This is a genomic window from Ruegeria sp. AP12 (genome assembly GCF_056540025.1).
In genome coordinates, this window is sequence record NZ_JBQFVZ010000001.1 from 801,112 (window position 1) to 821,528 (window position 20,417).

Here is a 20,417-nt window from a genome sequence, read left to right on the forward strand (position 1 = left end):
GATATGACCCGTACAGTCGTAGAATCAAAAACAAAAACTGCCGTTCTGGGCTTTGACGAACCGTTCTGCGTGATCGGCGAGCGGATCAACCCCACAGGCCGCAAGAAACTGGCGGCTGAACTGGAAGCGGGCGACTTTTCGACCGTGGAAAAAGACGCTCTGGCACAGGTTGCGGCAGGCGCGACCGTGTTGGATATCAACGCGGGCGTTGTCTACAACTCGAACCCCAACCCGAACGAGACCGAGCCGCCGCTGATGACCAAGATCGTCGAGCTGGTGCAGGGGCTGGTTGACGTGCCGCTGTGCATCGACTCGTCGGTTCCGGGTGCTTTGGAAGCCGGTCTTGAAGCGGCTGAAGGCCGCCCGCTGCTGAACTCGGTCACCGGCGAAGAAGAACGTCTGGAACTGGTTCTGCCGCTGGTCAAAAAGTACAATGTGCCGGTTGTGGCGATCTCGAACGACGATACTGGCATCTCGGAAGACCCTGATGTGCGCTTTGACGTCGCCAAAAAGATCGTTGAGCGTGCAGCCGATTTCGGCATTCCCGCACATGACATCGTGGTTGACCCGCTGGTCATGCCAATCGGCGCAATGGCAACAGCCGGTCAGCAGGTGTTCGCTCTGGTCCGTCGTCTGCGTGAGGAACTGGGTGTGAACACCACCTGTGGTGCGTCCAACATCTCATTCGGTCTGCCGAACCGTCACGGTATCAACAACGCCTTCCTGCCGATGGCTATGGGTGCTGGCATGACCTCGGCGATCATGAACCCGGTGGCTCTGCCGGTGACACAGAAGAAGATCGCCGAGAAGAAAGAGGCCGTTGCCGCCGCTGGCATCATCCTGCCCGAAGGCATGGATGATGAGACCTTCGTGCAGATGTTCGGTCTGGGTTCCACCCTGCCGCGCGCCGGTAAGGAAATGGAAGCCATCCGCGCCGCCAACCTGCTGACCAACAATGACCCGCATGGCGGCGAGTGGATCCGGTTCAACAAAGCGCCCGAAGCGCCCGGCGCTGAGGGCGAAGGCCGCGGACGCCGTGGTGGTGGCCGCCGCCGCCGCGCCTGATCCAAAGGCTATCGCAAATTTCAGAGGCCGGGCATTTGCCCGGCCTTTTTTCGTCAATGCCGAAGCCCGATGGCCCGGTTGATCTCGCCCCCGGTGTTCACTGCGCAATAGGTGGGGAAGGGTGCCCGAGCGGATAGATCGATATCCCGCTGGATCCACTCACGCTCTTCCAATTGGTGCAGGGCGGATGACAGGGCGCGATCGGTGACCGAGGCCAGCGTTGTTTTCATGGTCGAAAAGCGCTGCGGGGTTTCCGTCAAGGCCAGTATCGGAACTGACCAATTGCGCCTCAGCAAGGTGAATTCGGTCTCATCAGGAACGGTCGCCACAATTCTGCTTGCGATTTCAGCGGCCTTCACGCCCTCTGCGGTCAATCTGAACTCGGGTCGCAGGGGGTGACCGTGACCCGGGTTTCTTTCCAACAGGCCCAATTGAAAAAGATGATCCAGACTGGCGGCAAAGGACGTCCGGCTTGCACTGGTCGCGGCAAGCAACGGGGCCTGACGGCCCGGAACCCCAGAATGCAGCGCTGCCAGAATGTTCAACGACCACGCCCTAGAGGTCAGCTTGACAAGTGTCGCAATGTCCATAAAGTATAGTTAATATAATTTCAGACATAAGGAAAGCGCAATGGCCCTGATTTCTCTGGACAACACGATTACGCTCGCAATCTCGGTTCGTGATCGTCATGCAAGCGCGGATTGGTATGGCGAAAAGCTTGGCTTCGAATTAATCCACCACATTGACGAAGCCGGGTGGAGCGAAATGCAAACCAAGACCCAAGGCGTGACCCTTGGATTGGGCGAGCAGGCAGAACCAGCGCCGGGCAACACCGTTCCGGTATTCGGCGTGGCCGACATTGCAGCGGCCCGAACTGCGCTGGAAGGGGCCGGAGTGCGGTTCGATGGCGAAACCGAAACCATTGAAGGCATGGTCAGCACCGCAACATTCTACGACCCGGACAACAATGCCCTTATGTTGGCGCAGGATTTGACCAAAGCCGGATAAGCACGTGTTTCAGAGGTAAGTCGGGAATACCCTCTGAGTGACCACCACACCTAACAGCCGCGCATTTCCTTGCAATATGGACCTGTTCCGGGAACAGTGACGACGGCGTCGGCACGTAAAAAGGTGGTCACTATGTCCAAACATCACCCCCCGAAACTCTCGGACGCGGATCTGACCAGTAAGTTGGGAAAGAAGGACTATTTCGACCAGTTGATCGATCTGCAGGCCAAGCTGGCCATCGTCCAGCAGGCGTTTCTGTTCCATGGCCTGAAAGGCGTGATCGTCTTTGAAGGCTGGGACGCGGCGGGTAAGGGCGGCACGATCCGACGGATCAGCCAGGCGCTGGACCCGCGCAGCTTCAAGGTCTGGCCCATCGGCGCGCCGCGGAATTATTACCTCAACCGCCACTACCTGTTGCGATTCTGGGAGCGTCTGCCGCCCTCGGGCGCAATTTCGGCCTTTGATCGCAGTTGGTACGGGCGCGTTCTGGTCGAACGGATCGAAAAATTGACGCCCGAACATCGCTGGCGCGCGGCTTATGACGAGATCAACGCTTTTGAACGGATGCTGACGGACGACGGCACGCGGATCATCAAGCTGTTCTTCCACATCTCGCAGGACGAGCAGATGGAGCGATTCACCGAACGGCTCACAAATCCGCTGAAACGCTGGAAACTGACCTACGAAGATTTTCGAAACCGCGAAAAATGGGCCGAGACAGAGGTGGCCGTGGACGAGATGCTGGCCCGCACCTCGACCCAGAACGCGCCCTGGCACGTGATACCGGCAAACAACAAAAAATATGCGCGTATCAAAGCGATGCAGGTTATTGTTGATGCATTTTCGAAGGATGTTGACCTGAACCCGCGCCATCTGGACAGCGAAACCCTGGATGCCGCGTGCGAGGCGCTTGATGTCGATGAGACGCTGATCGAAAGCCTGCGCGCGCGGACCGAGTGAGTTTTGAGCCGAGCCGGGTGACAATCCCGCTTGAACCCTTGTTCCCGGTGGTGCTATCCACTTCCATGCGGCGGGTATGATGTAATGGTAGCCTGTCAGCTTCCCAAGCTGAACGCGCGGGTTCGATTCCCGCTACCCGCTCCAGAGTTTTCCCCATCGGACCAAAATACTGCCGTTCGCTGGTACACTTGCGCGCGGAGTCGCGACCTTAAATTCGAAGCAGGTCGCGACCGTGGTCTTTTTGGGCTTACCCCCGGCGTCGGCGACGGCGGCCACCGCCTGTTTCGGCGTCTGCGCCACCCGTGTTAAAGCTGGGCGCGGGCAGGGTGACGACCTGACCGAGTTCCGGGAACGGGTCGGTTTTGTGCGGGATGGCGTTGGCGGCGACGAAATGGTCCTGAAACTTGGGCTCGATGGCGGTTTCGATCTTGGTGATCTCGCGCACGACCCGTTCGATCTCGGCGCGCGATCCGATGTTGCAGAGCGCAATCCGCGCACCGGTGCCAGCGGCGTTGCCCGCGCTTGTGACCTTGTCCAGCGGCGCGTCTGGGATCATGCCCAGAACCATCGCGTGTTTGGTCGAGATATGCGCGCCAAACGCGCCCGCCAGAACGACGCGATCCACGCGGTCGACCTCCATCTCGTCCATCAGCAAACGTGCACCGGCATAGAGCGCGGATTTGGCAAGTTGGATGGCGCGAATGTCGCCTTGGGTGACGGTGATGCGCGGGCCGCCTTCGGCGCTGGCGTCGTGGATCAGATAGGCATGGGTGCGGCCTTCGGGCACGCAGCGGGGGGTGCCGGTCTGCTCGGCCGAGCCAATCAGGCCGCTTTCGTCCAGCAGCCCCGCGATGCGCATTTCGGCAACGGCTTCGATGATGCCGGACCCGCAGATGCCGGTAATGCCGGTGGTGGCGATGTCTTTGTCAAAGCCTTCCTCGTCGGACCACTTGTCCGACCCTATGATGCGGAACCGGGGTTCTTTCGTCACCGGATCAATCTCGATCCGTTCGATGGCACCGGGCGCGGCGCGCTGGCCGGAACTGATCTGAGCGCCCTCGAACGCAGGTCCGGTGGGCGAGGAACAGGCCAGAACGCGGCTGGTGTTGCCCAGCAGAATCTCGGCATTGGTGCCCACGTCGACGATCAGCACCAGATCCTCGGATTTGCCCGGCTCTTCCGACAGGGCCACGGCGGCGCAGTCCGCGCCCACATGGCCCGCGATGCAGGGCAGGATGTAAATCTGTGCGCGGGGGTTCATCGCGGTCAGGTCCATCTCGCGCGCGGGCAAGGACATGGATTCCGACGTCGCCAGCGCAAACGGGGCCTGTCCCAGCTCAACCGGATCGAGGCCCAGCAGCAGATGGTGCATGACCGGGTTGCAGACAAACACCGTCTCGACAATCAGCGCGGCGTCGATCCCGGCCTCCTCGGCGATCGAGGTGGTCAGGTCATTGATCGCCTCGCGCACGGCCCTGGTCATCTCGGCATCGCCGCCGGGGTTCATCATGGCGTAGGACACTCGGCTCATCAGGTCTTCGCCGAACCGGATTTGCGGGTTCATCAGGCCCGAGGACGCCTTGACCTCGCCCGTTTCCAGATCGGTCAAGTGGGCTGCGATTGTGGTCGAGCCGAGGTCGATGGCCAGACCGTAGAGGCCGTGTTCATGCAGGCCGGGCCAGATCTCGACGATACGGCCCACCGTGTCCTTGTGGCCTTTGTGGACGGCGACGGTGACCTCCCATTTCCCTTTGCGTAGAACCGGTTGCAGCTTGGACATCAGCGACAGATCGGCGGTCACGGCGTCGATGTTCCACTGCTGGCGCAGGGCGCGTTCCAACCGCTCCAGATCGCCGGTGGGGGAATGCATGTCGGGTTCCTCGACCACCACGAAATACAGGCGTGTTGCCGGGTCCATGGTGATGGCGCGCGCGGCGGCGGCCTTGCGCACGACCTGACGGTGTACCTGGCTTTCAGGCGGGACGTCGATCACCACGTCGCCCTGCACCGACGCCTGACAGCCCAGACGGCGACCGGGTTTCAAGCCGCGCTTGTCGTCGTAGCGCTGCTCGACCGCGTTCCATTCGCTTAGCGCGTCTTCGGATACGGTGACGCCATGCTTGGGAAACTCGCCATAGCTTGGCGTGATCTGGCATTTCGAACAGATGCCACGCCCGCCGCAGACCGAATCCAGATCGACGCCCAACTGGCGCGCTGCGGTCAGAATCGGGGTGCCAACCGGGAAATGCCCCCGTTTTCCAGAGGGAGTGAAGACGACAAGAGGGTCGGTGGTCATGAATGGCCTGCCTTTGTATTCGCGCGTATGCCGCGCAAGATATGAGTTTATGCGCAAAGGGAAAGGCCATTCAGCGGCAGGTTTTGATCAACCAGCGTCGTTTTGGGCGCGGCATTCGCCGACATTTGGCAACAACTTGGGGTCAGGGGCTTTTCCTTGGGGTTGATCCATGCAATAGGGTCACCGCCAAACGGGCTTTTGCATGGGGTGAACAGATGCAGATTCGCGAGGCGCTTACCTTTGATGACGTTCTCTTGGTGCCGGGGGCTTCCTCGGTTCTGCCTGCGACGGCGGATACCAGCACGCGTGTGACGCGGCAGATCACCATGAACATCCCGCTGCTCAGCTCGGCCATGGACACGGTGACCGAGGCGCGCATGGCGATTGCGATGGCGCAGGCGGGTGGCATCGGGGTGATCCACAAGAACCTCTCGGTCGAGGAGCAGGCCCGCGAAGTGCGCCGGGTCAAACGGTTCGAATCGGGGATCGTCTACAACCCGGTCACGCTGCGTGCCGATCAGACGCTAGCTGACGCGCAGGCGCTGGTGCAGCGGTACAATTTCACCGGTTTTCCTGTGGTGGACGATCAGGGCCGAGTCGTCGGCATCGTGACCAACCGCGATATGCGCTTTGCGACCTCGGACGACACGCCGATCCACGCGATGATGACCTCGGACAATCTGGCGATGCTGCAAGAGCCTGCGGATCTGGAAGAGGCCAAAAGCCTGATGCGCGCCCGCCGGATCGAGAAACTTCTGGTAGTCGATGGCGAAGGAAAGCTGACCGGACTGTTGACGCTGAAAGACACCGAACAGGCGGTCCTGAACCCAACTGCCTGTAAAGACACCCTTGGACGTCTGCGCGTCGCGGCAGCAACCTCGGTTGGCGATGCCGGATTTGAACGGTCCGAGTTGCTGGTCGATTCGGGTGTGGACATCATTGTTGTCGACACCGCGCACGGCCATTCGCAAGGCGTTCTGGATGCGGTGAAACGGGCCAAGACCCTGTCGAATGAGGTTCAGATCATCGCAGGCAACGTGGCCACGGCGGATGCGACCAAGGCCCTGATTGATGCGGGCGCGGATGCAATCAAGGTCGGGATCGGGCCGGGCTCGATCTGTACCACGCGGATGGTAGCCGGTGTTGGTGTGCCTCAGCTGACCGCGATTATGGATTGTGCGGCGGCTGCCGGGGACGTTCCGGTGATTGCCGATGGCGGCATCAAGTTCTCGGGCGATTTCGCAAAAGCGATTGCGGCGGGCGCGTCCTGCGCCATGGTTGGTTCGATGATCGCAGGGACAGACGAAAGCCCGGGCGAGGTTATCCTGTATCAGGGCCGTTCGTTCAAATCCTATCGTGGCATGGGCAGCCTGGGCGCGATGGCGCGCGGGTCTGCGGACCGGTATTTCCAGAAAGACGCCGCCAATGACAAGCTGGTGCCTGAAGGGATCGAAGGACAGGTGCCCTATAAAGGCTCGGCCAGCGCGGTTGTTCACCAGTTGGTCGGCGGCCTTCGGGCGGCCATGGGCTATACCGGCTGCGGCACGGTTGAAGAGATGCGCAAGAACTGCAATTTCGTTAAGATCACCGGGGCCGGTTTGAAGGAAAGCCATGTGCATGACGTTCAGATCACGCGTGAAAGCCCGAACTACAGGGTGATGTGATCCGGTATTTGGATGCAGACGGCACCCTTTAGCGGGTGCCGTTTTGCATTTGCGCCGCGCCTAACAGGAAACGGAATAGGCAATGACACCTGCAGCCCGCGTTCAGGCCTCGATTGAAATTCTGGATCAGATTCTGGATGGCGCGCCGGTTGAGAAGGCTCTGACCGGCTGGGCCCGTCGCAGCCGGTTTGCAGGGTCAAAAGATCGCGCGGCGGTTCGGGATCACGTTTTTGATGCCCTGCGCTGCAAGCGGTCCTTTGCCGCGCTTGGCGGCGCATGCACCGGGCGCGGGCTTATGATCGGGGCGATCCGTGCAAAAGATGGCGATGTGGACACCCTGTTCACCGGCGATCGGCATGCCCCTGCACCTGTTCAATCATCTGAGACTGCGCGCGCGTTCACGACGGACGCGGAACGTTTTGACATCCCAGACTGGCTCTGGCCTCGGTTCTCGGCTTCGCTTGGAGATGACGCCATAGCGGCGGCTGAGGCTTTGCAAAACCGGGCTCCGGTGCATCTGCGGGTGAACCTTCTGAAGGCCGACTTGTCCCTTGCCACGGAACGCCTGAAAGCCGACGGCATAACCGCTCAACCGCTGGAGATCTGCCCAACGGCTTTGGAGGTAACCGAAGGCGCGCGCAAGATTGCGCAGAGCCGCGCCTATCTCGACGGTCTGGTCGAGCTGCAGGACGCCGCGAGCCAGGCGGTCGTCGCGGCGCTGGACTTGCGGCCGGGCCTGCGGGTTCTGGATTATTGCACCGGCGGCGGTGGGAAGGCTTTGGCCTTGGCCGCGCATCAAGGGGTCGAGGTCTTTGCGCATGACGTGAATGCCTCGCGGATGCGCGACTTGCCCAACCGGGCCGAACGCGCCGGTGCCAAGGTGACGTTGGTGACGTCAGACGAGTTGGCCCGACACCAGCCGTTTGACATTGTTCTGGCCGACGCGCCTTGTTCAGGCAGTGGCTCATGGCGGCGCGCGCCTGCGGGTAAATGGGCGCTAACCGAGGCGCGATTGCAAGAACTGACCCGCATTCAGGCGGATATTCTGGTCACGATTGCGCCTTTGGTCCGGGACGGTGGCGTACTGGCTTACGCGACCTGTTCGATGTTGGATAGCGAGAACGCAGACGTTGTTGACGGGTTCCTGAATGCAAACCCGGAATGGCGTGAACAGCTACGCAAATCGTGGCGAGTGGCACACGGAACGGATGGATTCTTTACGGCACACTTGACGCGGTAGCGCGTCACCGAATAGCAACCTTGGGTAGAAGTCCGTTGTTCTATTTTCGTTAAGCGGGAATTAACCAAATTGGGGTCGAAATACCCCAACGCCCAATTGACCGAACCGTTCATGTCCGACGCTGCCGAGTTTTTTCCCGATCCGCCCGACCAGAAATCACCGCCCGCGTGGCGCGCGGGCTCTTTGGCTGTTGTAGCGCTTGCTTTGACCCTGGCGCCGATGTCCGGTCTTTTGTCCTCGGATTGGATGTACGGCTTGTGGGTGTCGGGTGGGTCCTTGCTGGTCGTCGTGCTGGGCGTCGTCGCAAAGACGATGCTGGCAAACCGCTCGGCGCAACAGATGGCCTCGGTCATGGCCGCCTTTGCGCAGCAAGACCCGTTTCCATGCCTGATCGCGAACGCGCATGGCGACATCCTTATCGCGAACGCACAGGCCCAAAAAAGGTTTCAAGCCGATCCGGGTGCAGGCCTGGCCAAATGTTTGCGATCGGTCTTTGCCAATCCCGCCGCGATTCTGCTGCGCCTTCAATCGCAGGCGCAGGCTCAGGGGCGCGCGCATGAGGATATTGTCACCCATGACGCAACCATCCCGGTTTCTGTTTTCGGGCTTGGAAACGGCCTGTTTTGCTGGCGGTTTCACCTCAATGAGGGCGGTCCGTGGACGGATCTGTCCCTGCCGGTTTTGACCGAGGGGCGAAACGGCGTCGTGCTGGACCTTAACGCCGCCGCTGAACGTCTTTTGGGATATCGGCCCGAAAAAATGGACCAGTTTCTGCCGGATAGCCTTGGGCCCGAAGGCGGAATTCGGCAACTCACAACACAAAACGGCACGACGCCTGCCGCCGTGACACAACTGTCGCGCTCGGGTATTGGGCGCAATCTGGCGCTGGTGCCTTTGGCCGAGACACCAAGCCATGGGGTCGGAACATGCTTTGCCGATCTGCCTGTTCCGATCATGTGCCTGCTGCCGGACGGAACGATTCAGGAAGCCAACCGTCTTGCGCTGAAACTGCTGGGCGGAAGCCATCTGAACCACACCAACATCAGCCACATCATGCAGGGGCTGGGCCATCCGATCCTCGAATGGTTGGAAAGGACCGCGGCCGGAGAAGACACGCAGCGGTCCGAATTCCTGCGCCTTACCCGCGATGACAAAGAGATTTTCGTGCAGGTGACGCTGAGGCGGGTGATCGATGACGGGCAGGTCTGCCTGATTGCCGTTCTGAACGACGCGACCGAGCTCAAGACCCTTGAGGCCCAGTTTGTGCAGGGGCAGAAGATGCAGGCCGTCGGGCAGTTGGCGGGTGGCGTGGCGCATGATTTCAACAATTTGCTCACCGCCATCTCGGGCCATTGCGATTTGCTGTTGCTGCGCCATGACCACAATGATCCCGACTATGCCGATCTCGTCCAGATCAACCAGAACGCCAACCGCGCCGCAGCCTTGGTCAGTCAGCTTCTGGCGTTTTCGCGCAAACAAACCCTGCGACCCGAGGTTTTGGACCTGCGCGACACAATCTCGGACCTGATCCATTTGCTAAACCGGCTTGTGGGGGAAAAGGTGCAGTTGACCCTCAGCCATGATCCGGTTCTGAAACCCGTGCGCGCCGATAAGCGCCAATTGGAACAGGTGCTGATGAACCTTGTGGTCAACGCCCGCGACGCCATGCCGGATGGGGGTGAGATTCGGATTGAGACCGAGGTGCTGGCCCTGACAGAACCCCTGCGCCGCGACCGTGCGAGTGTACCGCCGGGCGAATATGTGACTGTAAAGGTCAGCGACAGCGGCATCGGCATTCCCGCCGACAAACTGCAAAAGGTGTTCGAGCCGTTTTATACGACCAAACGAACGGGTGAGGGGACGGGGCTGGGCCTGTCCACCGTCTATGGCATCGTCAAGCAGACCGGCGGTTTCATTTTTGTCGACAGCGCGCCGGGGCGGGGAACCGATTTCACCGTGTTTCTGCCGGTCTGCACTTCGGCCTCGGCCCCGGAGGTGGTGGAAGAGGCGCCACCGGTCGTCCAATCAGCGCGTCAGGGCGAAGGGGTTGTGCTGCTGGTGGAAGACGAAGCGCCGGTCCGCGCTTTTGCAACCCGGGCCTTGCGCCTGAAAGGCTATACGGTGCTCGAGGCGGAATCGGCCGAGGATGCCCTGCGCCTTCTGGAAGACCCTGACCTGATCGTGGACGTCTTTGTCACGGATGTGGTCATGCCGGGTATGGATGGGCCGACCTGGGTGGGCAAGGCGTTGGAAACCCGGCCTGATGCGCGGGTGGTCTTTATGTCGGGCTACACCGAAGGTGCATTCGGGGATTCAGGGCCACAGATCGCCAACTCGACCTTCCTGCCCAAGCCGTTTTCACTGAACCAACTGACCGAGGCCGTGCACCAGCAGCTTGCCTAAAGCGTGCGACCTTTAGCCTGAATTACCCTGCGACAGGAATGGCCCGCGAGCGCCCAAGGGTATTCGCGTCTCAGATTTAAGGTTGCACGCTTCAAAGGGCGACGTCATGGGTTGCGAATTCCTCGGCGTGTTTGCTGCGGAACTTTCGTTCGGTCTCGGCTGACAGGGTCAGGTCGCCCGGCGGGGAAACATTCTCGCGCGGCAGAGAGATGTCCATCTGCAACCGGTCCTGCAAAAAGCTCAGGACCTTGTCCTGATGTTCGTATTTGAAGATATGGGTTGCACCGACCCCGTTGTTTCTGGTCCGAAAAAACTGGCTTTGGCTGCCTACATCCGCAAACCCGGGGCGCGGGTTCTGCATATAGGCGCGAACATACTCATCAAAGCTCAGGTTGCGGGTCGAATGGGGATGGCCGATCCGATCCTCGCGGCTGCGAAAGCGGTACCAACTGCCCAGCCAGTCAATCGGTTCGCGTACGACGGCCATGATTTCCATCTCGGTGTCGTACATCTTTCGATACATGTTCTGAAAAAACCGATCAAACCGGCGCACCGGCGCGTGTTTCAACTCGGGTGGGCCGGTCACAACCAGATCGGCCCGCGCACCCAACGCGGTGTGGTAAGCCGTGCTGCCAGTCTTGGGGACAGATAAAAACGCAAGGCGTTCTTTATAGAAAACAAGCATTTATCGGCCCCGAACTGTATTTCACCATGATGGCAGAGTGTCGTAAACGACTCTTTAACACAATTGCCCAAAAGTAAGTTCTGTAAGTTTTAGTTGAAATGTTCTCTTTTTGGTCCCATAAGGAACAAGAGGCGAACAAAGCAGCGATTGCCGCCCGGCAAAGGGTGTGACAAAAGGGAAGGCGACAGGACAATGGCGGATCTTCTGACGATGAGCGACAAGAAAAACGCGGATAAGCAAAAGGCGCTCGACAGTGCGCTGGCCCAGATCGAACGGCAGTTCGGCAAAGGCTCGATCATGAAGCTGGGCGAGGATGCCAAGCAGGATATCGACGCAAGCTCGACCGGATCGCTGGGTCTGGATATCGCGCTGGGAATCGGCGGTCTGCCGATGGGGCGGATTGTTGAAATTTACGGGCCGGAAAGCTCGGGTAAAACGACCCTGACGCTGCATTGTATTGCCGAACAGCAGAAACGTGGCGGTGTCTGCGCCTTTGTCGATGCGGAACATGCGCTGGACCCGCAATATGCCCGCAAGCTGGGCGTCGATCTGGATGAGTTGCTGATCTCGCAACCCGATACCGGCGAACAGGCGCTTGAGATTACCGATACGCTGGTGCGTTCGGGGGCTGTGAACATGGTCGTGGTCGACTCGGTGGCGGCGCTGACGCCGAAATCCGAGCTTGAGGGCGACATGGGCGACAGCAACGTGGGCGTTCAGGCCCGCCTGATGAGCCAGGCGATGCGTAAGCTGACCGGCTCGATCAGTCGTTCGAACTGTATGGTGATCTTCATCAACCAGATCCGGATGAAGATCGGTGTCATGTTCGGCAGCCCGGAGACCACCACCGGTGGCAATGCGCTGAAGTTCTACAGCTCGGTCCGTCTGGACATCCGCCGCATCGGCGCGATCAAGGACCGCGACGAGGTGGTCGGCAACCAGACCCGCGTGAAGGTTGTGAAGAACAAGGTGGCACCGCCGTTCAAGCAGGTGGAATTCGACATCATGTATGGCGAAGGTATCAGCAAGATGGGTGAGTTGCTGGATCTGGGCGTCAAGGCTGGCGTGGTCGAGAAATCGGGCTCGTGGTTCAGCTATGGCGACGAACGGATCGGGCAGGGGCGCGAGAATGCCAAGCAATACCTGCGCGACAATTCCCGCATCGCGCTGGAGATTGAGGATAAGATTCGCGCGGCCCACGGTCTGGATTTCGACATGCCGCCCGGCGCTGCCGATGATGACGACATCCTCGAAGCGTAAAGGACGCTGACGGGAACAGCAGAAATCCCCCGGCACCCCGATGGTGCTGAGAATACTGGGAACAGGGCGGTCCATCGGGGCCGCCTTGTTTCGTTTGGAACGGCTATGCTGTGGACACTCCCCGGACGCGGCGGTAAACCTGCGCAAACGAGTATGATTTCGCGCTGAGAGAGCCTGATGCCCACGCTGAACGATATCCGATCGACCTTTCTGAACTACTTCGCCAAGCAGGGGCACGAGGTGGTTGCGTCCAGCCCATTGGTGCCGCGCAACGACCCGACGCTGATGTTCGTGAACTCGGGCATGGTGCAGTTCAAGAACCTGTTCACGGGCGTTGAAACCCGCGACTACCAGCGCGCCACCACGGCGCAGAAATGTGTGCGTGCCGGCGGCAAGCACAACGATCTGGACAATGTGGGTTACACCGCGCGGCACCATACGTTTTTCGAGATGTTAGGGAATTTCTCGTTCGGCGACTACTTCAAACCCGAGGCGATTCCTTTCGCGTGGGAGCTGATCACCAAGGAATTCGGTATCGACAAGAACCGTTTGTTGACAACGGTTTATCACACCGATGATGAAGCGTTCGAGATCTGGAAAAAGGTCGGCGTGCCTGAGGATCGGATCATCCGCATCGCCACCAGTGACAATTTCTGGCAAATGGGCCCGACCGGCCCCTGTGGCCCGTGCACCGAGATTTTCTATGACCACGGCGACCACATCTGGGGCGGGCCACCGGGATCAGCCGAGGAAGATGGCGACCGGTTCATCGAAATCTGGAACATCGTTTTCATGCAGAACGAGCAGTTCGAGGACGGCTCGATGGTGGAACTCGACATGCAGTCGATTGACACCGGTATGGGGCTGGAACGGATTGGCGCGCTGCTGCAGGGCAGCCATGACAACTATGACACTGACCTGTTCAAAACGCTGATCGAGGCGTCGGCGGATGCAACTGGCGTTGATCCCTATGGCGACCAGAACGTGCACCACCGGGTGATTGCGGATCACCTGCGCTCGACCTCGTTCCTGATCGCGGATGGTGTGATGCCATCCAATGACGGGCGCGGCTACGTGCTGCGCCGGATCATGCGCCGCGCGATGCGCCATGCGCATCTGCTGGGCGCAAAAGATCCGGTTATGCACCGGCTGGTTCCGACTCTGGTGCAATTGATGGGCGCGCAATATTCCGAACTTGGACAGGCGCAGCCGCTGATCGAAGAGACTCTGCTGCTTGAGGAAACCCGTTTCAAACAGACATTGGATCGCGGCCTGAAACTGCTGGATGATGAAGTTGCAGGCCTGCCCGAAGGTGCGGCTTTGCCCGGCGATGCGGCGTTCAAGCTGTATGACACATATGGGTTCCCGCTGGACCTGACGCAGGATGCGCTGCGCGAAAAAGGCCGAACCGTCGATACCGATGGGTTCGACGCCGCCATGGCCGAGCAAAAGGCCAAGGCCCGTGCCGCGTGGGCGGGTTCGGGCGAAGCAGCGGATCAGGCCGTTTGGTTCGACGTGCTGGACAGCGCGGGGGCCACGGACTTCCTGGGTTACGATACCGAGAAAGCCGAAGGTCAGGTTGCCGCGCTGATCGTCGATGGCGCTTTGGTCGACAAGATCGAGCAGGACAACAGCGGCTGGGTCGTGGTGAACCAGACGCCGTTTTACGGCGAGGCCGGCGGTCAGGTTGGCGACACGGGTGAAATTCGACGGCTGGAGGAGCGCGATGATGTTTCGCGCGTCGAAGACACAAAGAAATTCGCAGACGGGAAGGTCTATGCGCACAAAGTAACCGTGGATCACGGCGCTTTGTCCAAGGGCGACGCGGTTGAGTTGGAGGTTGATCACGCGCGCCGTTCGGCGATCCGTGGCAATCACTCGGCGACGCATTTGCTGCACGAGGCCTTGCGCGAAACACTGGGTGATCACGTGGCGCAGCGTGGGTCGTTGAATGCATCCGACCGCCTGCGGTTCGATTTCAGCCACTCCAAAGCGCTGACGCTGGACGAAATCCAAAAGGTTGAACGCGAGGTGAATGATTTCATCCGCCAGAACTCGACCGTCGAGACCCGGATCATGACCCCGGATGACGCGCGGGGGCTGGGTGCGCAGGCCCTGTTTGGTGAGAAATACGGCGACGAAGTGCGCGTTGTGTCGATGGGCAAGGCGCCGACCGGTAAGGGACAGGATGGTGAGACCTGGTCGATTGAACTGTGCGGCGGTACGCATGTGCGCCAAACCGGCGACATCGGAACCTTTGTTGTTCTGGGCGACAGCGCCAGCAGCGCCGGTGTCCGGCGGATCGAAGCGCTGACCGGGGATGAGGCGTTTCGCTATCTTTCGGCGCAGGATCATCGTCTGGCCCAGATCGCGACAGAGTTGAAAGCACAGCCGGATGATGTGGTCAGCCGTGTCAAATCCTTGCTGGACGAACGCAAGGCGCTTCAAAACGAGGTCGCTCAGCTGCGCCGTGACCTGGCCATGGCTGGCGGCGCGGGGCAGGGCAACGGGGCCGAGGCGCGCGAGGTCAATGGCATCAAGTTCCTGGCCCAGGCGCTGAGCGGTGTATCGGGCAAGGACCTGCCTGCGCTGATAGACGAACACAAAGCCCGTCTTGGCTCGGGCGCGGTATTGTTGATCGCGGATGCTGGTGGCAAGGCCGCCGTTGCGGCCGGTGTGACGTCGGACCTGACCGACACGGTTTCCGCGGTGGATCTGGTGAAGGCCGCTGTTGTGGAACTGGGCGGGAAAGGCGGCGGAGGCCGTCCCGATATGGCGCAGGGCGGGGGCAAGGATGCCTCCAACGCCGACGCGGCGATCAAGGCCGCCGAACAGGTATTAGGAGCGTAACATGCCCGCACTCTGGATTTCGCACGTAACGGTGACCGACGCCGAATCATATGGAAAATACGCCGAGCTGGCCGGACCCGCGATCGCCAAACATGGCGGTGAGTTCATCGCCCGCGCCGCCCGTTACGTTCAGTTAGAAGGGAAAAAGCGGCCACGGAATGTGGTCGCCCGGTTCCCGTCCGTCGAAGCGGCGGTGGACTGTTATAATTCGGATGACTACCAAACGGCGCTGGATCACGCGCGCGATGCCAGCGAACGTGAGTTGGTCGTGGTTGAGATCACCGACTGAGAATCACCAGACGCGGTGCGTTTCGGGCGCGTCGCGTGCAAGTGGGCCGTAAGTAAGCGAAAATCAGCCAAGGCGCGGATGGCATGATTGTGGCAACTGCAGGCTCGCGAAAGGCGTGAGTTTTACTTCATAAATGTCATACACTTAAGCCTGCTCAGGCGAGTATCCGATCAGGTTTCCCGTCACAATTGTGGCCATCTGAACCCATTTCTTGCCCGAAATGGTCAAAATAAGTGACGAATTTCCGCCCTTTTTCCCCTTCAGTTTCGACCTAGATTGCATAATCGGCCACGTTTACGGATAGTTTCTGAAAACGGAATATGGTCCGGTTTGACGACAATCGCTCGGAGAGACTTGGATCGAGGGACAGGCATGAAATCGAATGGCGGGAAATTCACGTCCATCTTAGGGCGCGCTGCGGCAGGTTCGGGGCGCTTTTTGGGTGTCGTTGCCATTACTTTTGGCACGTTCCTTGGGGGAACCGTTTCCCAGGCCTCGGAAGGGGCTTTCATCACCAGTGTATCCGCGTCCCCTCCGCCAACCGGCGCACGTCAGTTGTGCCGCCAGTATGATTGGGCGTGCACCACGAAACGGTCCGGGTCCCTGACCAGCCAGCAAGAGATGCAGATCGTTCAGCGCATCAATCGCCACGTAAACGCCACCATTCGCGAAGTGACCGATCAATCGCAATACAGAACTCGCGAACGTTGGGCGCTTCCGACCTCGCGCGGTGGCGATTGCGAGGATTTCGCGTTGCTGAAAAAGCGCGATCTGATCAACGCAGGTATCGATCCCAGAAAACTGCTGATTGCAACTGTGCTCGACAAACACCGCAATGCACATGCTGTATTGGTCTACCGTTCGGCGCAGGGGGATTTGGTTCTGGACAATCTGACCAATCGAATTAAGCCCTGGTCCGCGACCCAGTATCTGTTCCTTCGCATGCAGGATCCCAAACAACCTCGGCGTTGGGTTGGTGTCTACGGTAGCAGTTAACGTAAGACCAAGAACGCATCGCAAAAAGCCAGCGGCGACAGTTGCAACCGCTGGCTTTTTTGCATTCTAACCCGAGCTTAGTTCGTGCCCTGATCACCGGCTTCAGGCGAGCCGCCGCCTTCGGTTCCGTTACCTTCGGGCGAGTCACCCCCTTCGGTTCCGCCGCCTTCAGATCCACCGCCGGAGCTGGACCCACCAGAACTGGACCCACCAGAACTGGAGCCACCTTCGGACCCACCAGAGCTGGAGCCACCCGAGCTTGAACCACCAGAGCTGGAGCCACCCTCAGACCCACCGGAGCTTGAACCGCCTGAGCTTGAACCGCCCGAGCTGGAGCCACCTTCAGAACCGCCGGAACTGGAGCCACCCGAGCTTGATCCACCAGAGCTGGAGCCACCTTCGGACCCACCGGAGCTGGAGCCGCCCGAGCTCGATCCGCCGGAGCTGGAGCCACCTGAGCTTGATCCGCCGGAGCTGGAGCCACCGGAACTTGATCCGCCGGAGCTGGAGCCACCGGAACTTGATCCGCCCGAGCTTGATCCACCACTGGAACCGCCAGTAGGCGTCACGCCGCCCGAGCTTGAGCCGCCGGAGCTTGATCCACCACCGGAACTGGACCCACCACCGGAACTGGACCCACCGCCAGAGCTTGACCCACCGCCGTTTTCGTCAGCCGGACCGTCGCCGGAACGTTGTGACGGCGCGCCAATCGACGCTGTCGGGAAGTCGGTCAGAACTGCTGCGAACGCGGGGCAGGTCTGAAGCGTCCGGGCCAGAATATCTTCGAAATCCGAACGACGCTGCAGATACCGCAGCATACGGGATTCAACGACGGTACAAGCACACAGGGTTTCCGTCGATACAGACTGTTTGGCGGTCCGAACTGTACATTTCCCATCAGCCAATGCGGGACCAGCCGCGAGCAAAGGAAGTGTAGCTGATGCAAATATAACGGGTAGTATACGAGACTTGATGCGCATGGCGCTACTCCTTGAAACTCATTACTTACTGCGTCGATCTTATGCACTATTGAAACCGTGCGTTGTATGAACGACGTCACACTTTAGTCATGAATACACCTTTCTCTGGCCGAATTTACAAGGGCCGGATTGGGTGAGTCACTTGATTTTAACTTTACTAAAAGTTGAACGGCCATGAAAAACAGGGGTTAGACCTGCCGTTACGGAAGGTCTCCCCATTTTCATCATTTTTGGGATGGATGAAAAAATGTCACACTCGTGTCATTGTTTCCAATTTCGAAATCGACCATTTGCCACAATTTAGGCGGATTTCGCCATGCGCTTGCGTTCATGGGGGTCCAGAAAGCGCTTGCGCAGACGAATGGCGTTGGGGGTTACCTCGACCAGTTCATCATCGTCGATATAGGCAATCGCCTCTTCCAGCGAGAACTGAACATGCGGCGTCAGGCGTACAGCGTCATCAGATCCGCTGGCGCGCACGTTGGTCAGTTTCTTGCCCTTCAGAGGGTTCACTTCCAGATCGTTGTCGCGCGAATGCTCACCGATCACCATGCCCTGATACACTTCTGCCTGAGGGCCAACAAACATGCGGCCACGCTCTTCCAGATTCCACAGCGCGTAAGCGACAGCCTGACCTTTTTCCATCGAGATCAGAACACCAGCGCGACGACCGGGGATCTGGCCTTTGTGAGCGGCCCAGTCATGGAACACCCGGTTCAGTACGCCGGTACCACGGGTGTCAGTCAGGAATTCGCCGTGATAGCCGATCAGGCCGCGCGAGGGGACATGGGCGATAATGCGGGTTTTGCCCGCACCAGCGGGGCGCATCTCGACCAGCTCACCTTTGCGCGCGCCGGTGATTTTTTCGATCACCGCGCCCGAGTATTCGTCATCCACGTCAATGGTAACTTCTTCGACCGGTTCCAGCCGCTGACCGTTTTCTTCGCGGAACAGAACCTGCGGGCGCGAGATGCTGAGTTCGAACCCTTCACGGCGCATGTTTTCAATCAGAACGCCCATCTGCAATTCGCCACGGCCTGCAACCTCGAACGCTTCACCTCCGGGGGTGTCGGTGATGCGGATGGCAACGTTGGATTCGGCCTCTTTCATCAGGCGGTCACGGATGACGCGGGACTGCACCTTTTTGCCGTCCCGCCCGGCCAGGGGCGAGTCGTTGATGCCGAAGGTCACAGTGATGGTGGGCGGGTCGATGGGTTGGGCGGGCAGGGCTTCGTCAACCTGCGGCGAGACCAGCGAGTCGGCGACTGTCGCCTTGCTCATACCCGCGATGGTAACGATGTCGCCTGCTTCGGCCACATCGATGGGCTGTTGCGCCAGACCACGGAAGGCCAGGATTTTCGAGGCGCGGAAGTTCTCAATCAGCGTGCCGTCGCGGCTGAGCGCCTTGAGGGTGTCGCCGGCTTTCAGGGTGCCGCTTTCAACGCGACCAGTCAGGATACGGCCAATGAACGGGTCGTTGCCCAGTGTTGTGGCCAGCATGCGGAAAGGTTCGTCTTTCTTTTCGGCCTGCTTGGGCGCGGGGACGTGATCCACGATCAGGTCGAACAGGGCGGTCAGGTCCTTGCGGGGACCGTCCAGCTCCATATCGGCCCAGCCGGACCGGCCGGAGGCGTACATTGCGGGGAAATCCAGCTGGTCGTCATCGGCGCCGAGGTTGGCGAACAGGTCAAAGCATTCGTCCAGCGCCCGGTCGGGCTCGGCATCGGGCTTGTCGACTTTGTTCAACACCACGATTGGACGCAGACCCAACGCAAGCGCCTTGGAGGTCACGAACTTGGTCTGCGGCATCGGGCCTTCGGCGGCGTCGACCAGCAGGACCACACCGTCCACCATGCTGAGGATCCGCTCAACCTCACCACCGAAATCGGCGTGGCCAGGGGTGTCAACGATGTTGATGCGTGTGCCCTTCCACTCGACCGAGGTGGCTTTGGCCAGAATGGTGATGCCACGCTCGCGTTCCAGATCGTTGCTGTCCATGGCGCGTTCCGCCACGGCCTGGTTTTCCCGGAACGCGCCGGATTGTTTGAGCAGCTCATCCACCAGGGTCGTCTTGCCGTGGTCCACGTGAGCGATGATTGCGATGTTGCGCAGGTCCATGAGAGGTCAGCCTTTGAACGGGAAGTTGCCGCGCGCATAACGCGGCACGCGCAAAGTTACCACCCCTAACAGGCGTTCAATGGCCCGCAGTCTTCGAAAACAGGTGAATGATCAGAATTCCGGCCAGGATCAGGGTCAGCCCCAGAACGGCCCAGATGTCCAGTTTTTGTCCAAAGACAACGAAGCCAATTATTGCGATGAAGAATATCCCCAATCCGGACCAGATTGCGTAGACGATACCAACCGGCATGAATTTCAGGGTCAGGCCCAAAAGGTAGAAGGCAAACCCATAGCTGACAACGACCAGAACCGACGGCCAAAGCCGCGTGAATTGCTGGCTGGCCTGCAACGCAGTTGTCCCTACGGTTTCTGCAAAGACCGCAAGCAGCAGGATCAGGTAGGCTTTGGGCATGTTTTATACCTTTGTCTCAATAAACCCAGGCAAGCTTGACCACGACTTTGCAATCTGCGGCAAGCACATTCAGTTGGAAAGCAGTGCCGACCCACAACATGAAGGTCAGGTATACCTGACTATGGGTAAAGTTGAATTTGTGTAAAGTTCCCCGTGTATTGGTTTTTTTTGTTACTGAGTATTGTTTCATG

The 20,417-nt window shown here is 59.6% G+C and carries 16 protein-coding genes and 1 tRNA gene; 11 read left to right on the top strand and 6 right to left on the bottom strand.

Translation table 11 applies throughout. The features are described from left to right. Nucleotides 1-3 precede the first annotated feature (3 nt). On the top strand, nucleotides 4-1,065 hold the full coding sequence (locus ACR0E6_RS04030) for a methyltetrahydrofolate cobalamin methyltransferase (RefSeq protein WP_480581082.1): 1,062 nt from the start codon (nucleotides 4-6) through the stop codon (nucleotides 1,063-1,065). A gap of 53 nt (nucleotides 1,066-1,118) precedes the next feature. Here ACR0E6_RS04030 and ACR0E6_RS04035 read toward each other — a convergent pair whose 3' ends face one another. Then, nucleotides 1,119-1,610: a winged helix-turn-helix transcriptional regulator gene (locus ACR0E6_RS04035; RefSeq protein ID WP_480581086.1), complete on the bottom strand. Its 492-nt coding sequence runs from the start codon at nucleotides 1,608-1,610 to the stop codon at nucleotides 1,119-1,121. An 85-nt stretch (nucleotides 1,611-1,695) separates the two neighbouring features. Between ACR0E6_RS04035 and ACR0E6_RS04040 the strand changes: the two genes are divergently transcribed. The 3 genes from ACR0E6_RS04040 (at nucleotide 1,696) to ACR0E6_RS04050 (ending at nucleotide 3,177) form a co-directional block, all read left to right on the top strand. Then, nucleotides 1,696-2,073: a VOC family protein gene (locus tag ACR0E6_RS04040; RefSeq protein WP_170450578.1), complete on the top strand. Its 378-nt coding sequence runs from the start codon at nucleotides 1,696-1,698 to the stop codon at nucleotides 2,071-2,073. A 132-nt stretch (nucleotides 2,074-2,205) separates the two neighbouring features. Further along, the gene (locus ACR0E6_RS04045) at nucleotides 2,206-3,033 is read left to right on the top strand and encodes a polyphosphate kinase 2 family protein (RefSeq protein WP_480581089.1); all 828 of its coding nucleotides are present in this window, start codon (nucleotides 2,206-2,208) and stop codon (nucleotides 3,031-3,033) included. Between the two features lie 70 nt (nucleotides 3,034-3,103). Next, nucleotides 3,104-3,177, top strand: a tRNA-Gly gene (locus ACR0E6_RS04050). A 103-nt stretch (nucleotides 3,178-3,280) separates the two neighbouring features. Here ACR0E6_RS04050 and ACR0E6_RS04055 read toward each other — a convergent pair. After that, nucleotides 3,281-5,329: an ASKHA domain-containing protein gene (locus ACR0E6_RS04055; protein ID WP_480581092.1), complete on the bottom strand. Its 2,049-nt coding sequence runs from the start codon at nucleotides 5,327-5,329 to the stop codon at nucleotides 3,281-3,283. Between the two features lie 215 nt (nucleotides 5,330-5,544). Between ACR0E6_RS04055 and guaB the strand changes: the two genes are divergently transcribed. The 3 genes from guaB to ACR0E6_RS04070 all read left to right on the top strand — a co-directional run bounded on the left by guaB (nucleotide 5,545) and on the right by ACR0E6_RS04070 (nucleotide 10,636). Next, on the top strand, nucleotides 5,545-6,993 hold the full coding sequence (guaB, locus tag ACR0E6_RS04060; RefSeq protein WP_170450584.1) for an IMP dehydrogenase: 1,449 nt from the start codon (nucleotides 5,545-5,547) through the stop codon (nucleotides 6,991-6,993). Between the two features lie 82 nt (nucleotides 6,994-7,075). Beyond that, nucleotides 7,076-8,233: an RsmB/NOP family class I SAM-dependent RNA methyltransferase gene (locus tag ACR0E6_RS04065; RefSeq protein WP_170518712.1), complete on the top strand. Its 1,158-nt coding sequence runs from the start codon at nucleotides 7,076-7,078 to the stop codon at nucleotides 8,231-8,233. A gap of 111 nt (nucleotides 8,234-8,344) precedes the next feature. Then, nucleotides 8,345-10,636: a two-component system sensor histidine kinase NtrB gene (locus tag ACR0E6_RS04070; RefSeq protein ID WP_480581096.1), complete on the top strand. Its 2,292-nt coding sequence runs from the start codon at nucleotides 8,345-8,347 to the stop codon at nucleotides 10,634-10,636. A 91-nt stretch (nucleotides 10,637-10,727) separates the two neighbouring features. Here ACR0E6_RS04070 and ACR0E6_RS04075 read toward each other — a convergent pair whose 3' ends face one another. Further along, nucleotides 10,728-11,321 (bottom strand): gamma-glutamyl kinase, encoded by a 594-nt coding sequence (locus ACR0E6_RS04075; RefSeq protein ID WP_480581099.1) that lies wholly within the window; start codon nucleotides 11,319-11,321, stop codon nucleotides 10,728-10,730. 192 nt (nucleotides 11,322-11,513) lie between these two features. Between ACR0E6_RS04075 and recA the strand changes: the two genes are divergently transcribed. From recA to ACR0E6_RS04095, 4 genes are all read left to right on the top strand, one after another. Beyond that, entirely contained in the window at nucleotides 11,514-12,581 is a 1,068-nt protein-coding gene (recA, locus tag ACR0E6_RS04080) for a recombinase RecA (protein WP_170450592.1), read from the top strand. A gap of 177 nt (nucleotides 12,582-12,758) precedes the next feature. Further along, nucleotides 12,759-15,431 (top strand): alanine--tRNA ligase, encoded by a 2,673-nt coding sequence (gene alaS / locus ACR0E6_RS04085; protein WP_480581102.1) that lies wholly within the window; start codon nucleotides 12,759-12,761, stop codon nucleotides 15,429-15,431. A 1-nt stretch (nucleotide 15,432) separates the two neighbouring features. Beyond that, nucleotides 15,433-15,720 (top strand): DUF1330 domain-containing protein, encoded by a 288-nt coding sequence (locus tag ACR0E6_RS04090; RefSeq protein WP_480581105.1) that lies wholly within the window; start codon nucleotides 15,433-15,435, stop codon nucleotides 15,718-15,720. Between the two features lie 372 nt (nucleotides 15,721-16,092). Beyond that, complete coding sequence (locus ACR0E6_RS04095; protein ID WP_480581109.1) at nucleotides 16,093-16,716, top strand: transglutaminase-like cysteine peptidase; 624 nt, start codon at nucleotides 16,093-16,095, stop codon at nucleotides 16,714-16,716. Nucleotides 16,717-16,793: 77 nt separating this feature from the next. On the opposite strand, the gene ACR0E6_RS04100 is transcribed toward ACR0E6_RS04095, so the two are convergent. The 3 genes from ACR0E6_RS04100 to ACR0E6_RS04110 form a co-directional block, all read right to left on the bottom strand. Then, entirely contained in the window at nucleotides 16,794-17,534 is a 741-nt protein-coding gene (locus tag ACR0E6_RS04100) for a hypothetical protein (protein ID WP_480581111.1), read from the bottom strand. Nucleotides 17,535-17,996: 462 nt separating this feature from the next. Beyond that, nucleotides 17,997-19,814, bottom strand: a complete 1,818-nt coding sequence (typA, locus tag ACR0E6_RS04105) for a translational GTPase TypA (RefSeq protein WP_170629969.1) — start codon at nucleotides 19,812-19,814, stop codon at nucleotides 17,997-17,999. A gap of 76 nt (nucleotides 19,815-19,890) precedes the next feature. Next, on the bottom strand, nucleotides 19,891-20,226 hold the full coding sequence (locus ACR0E6_RS04110; RefSeq protein WP_170518694.1) for an SMR family transporter: 336 nt from the start codon (nucleotides 20,224-20,226) through the stop codon (nucleotides 19,891-19,893). Nucleotides 20,227-20,417: the final 191 nt, after the last annotated feature.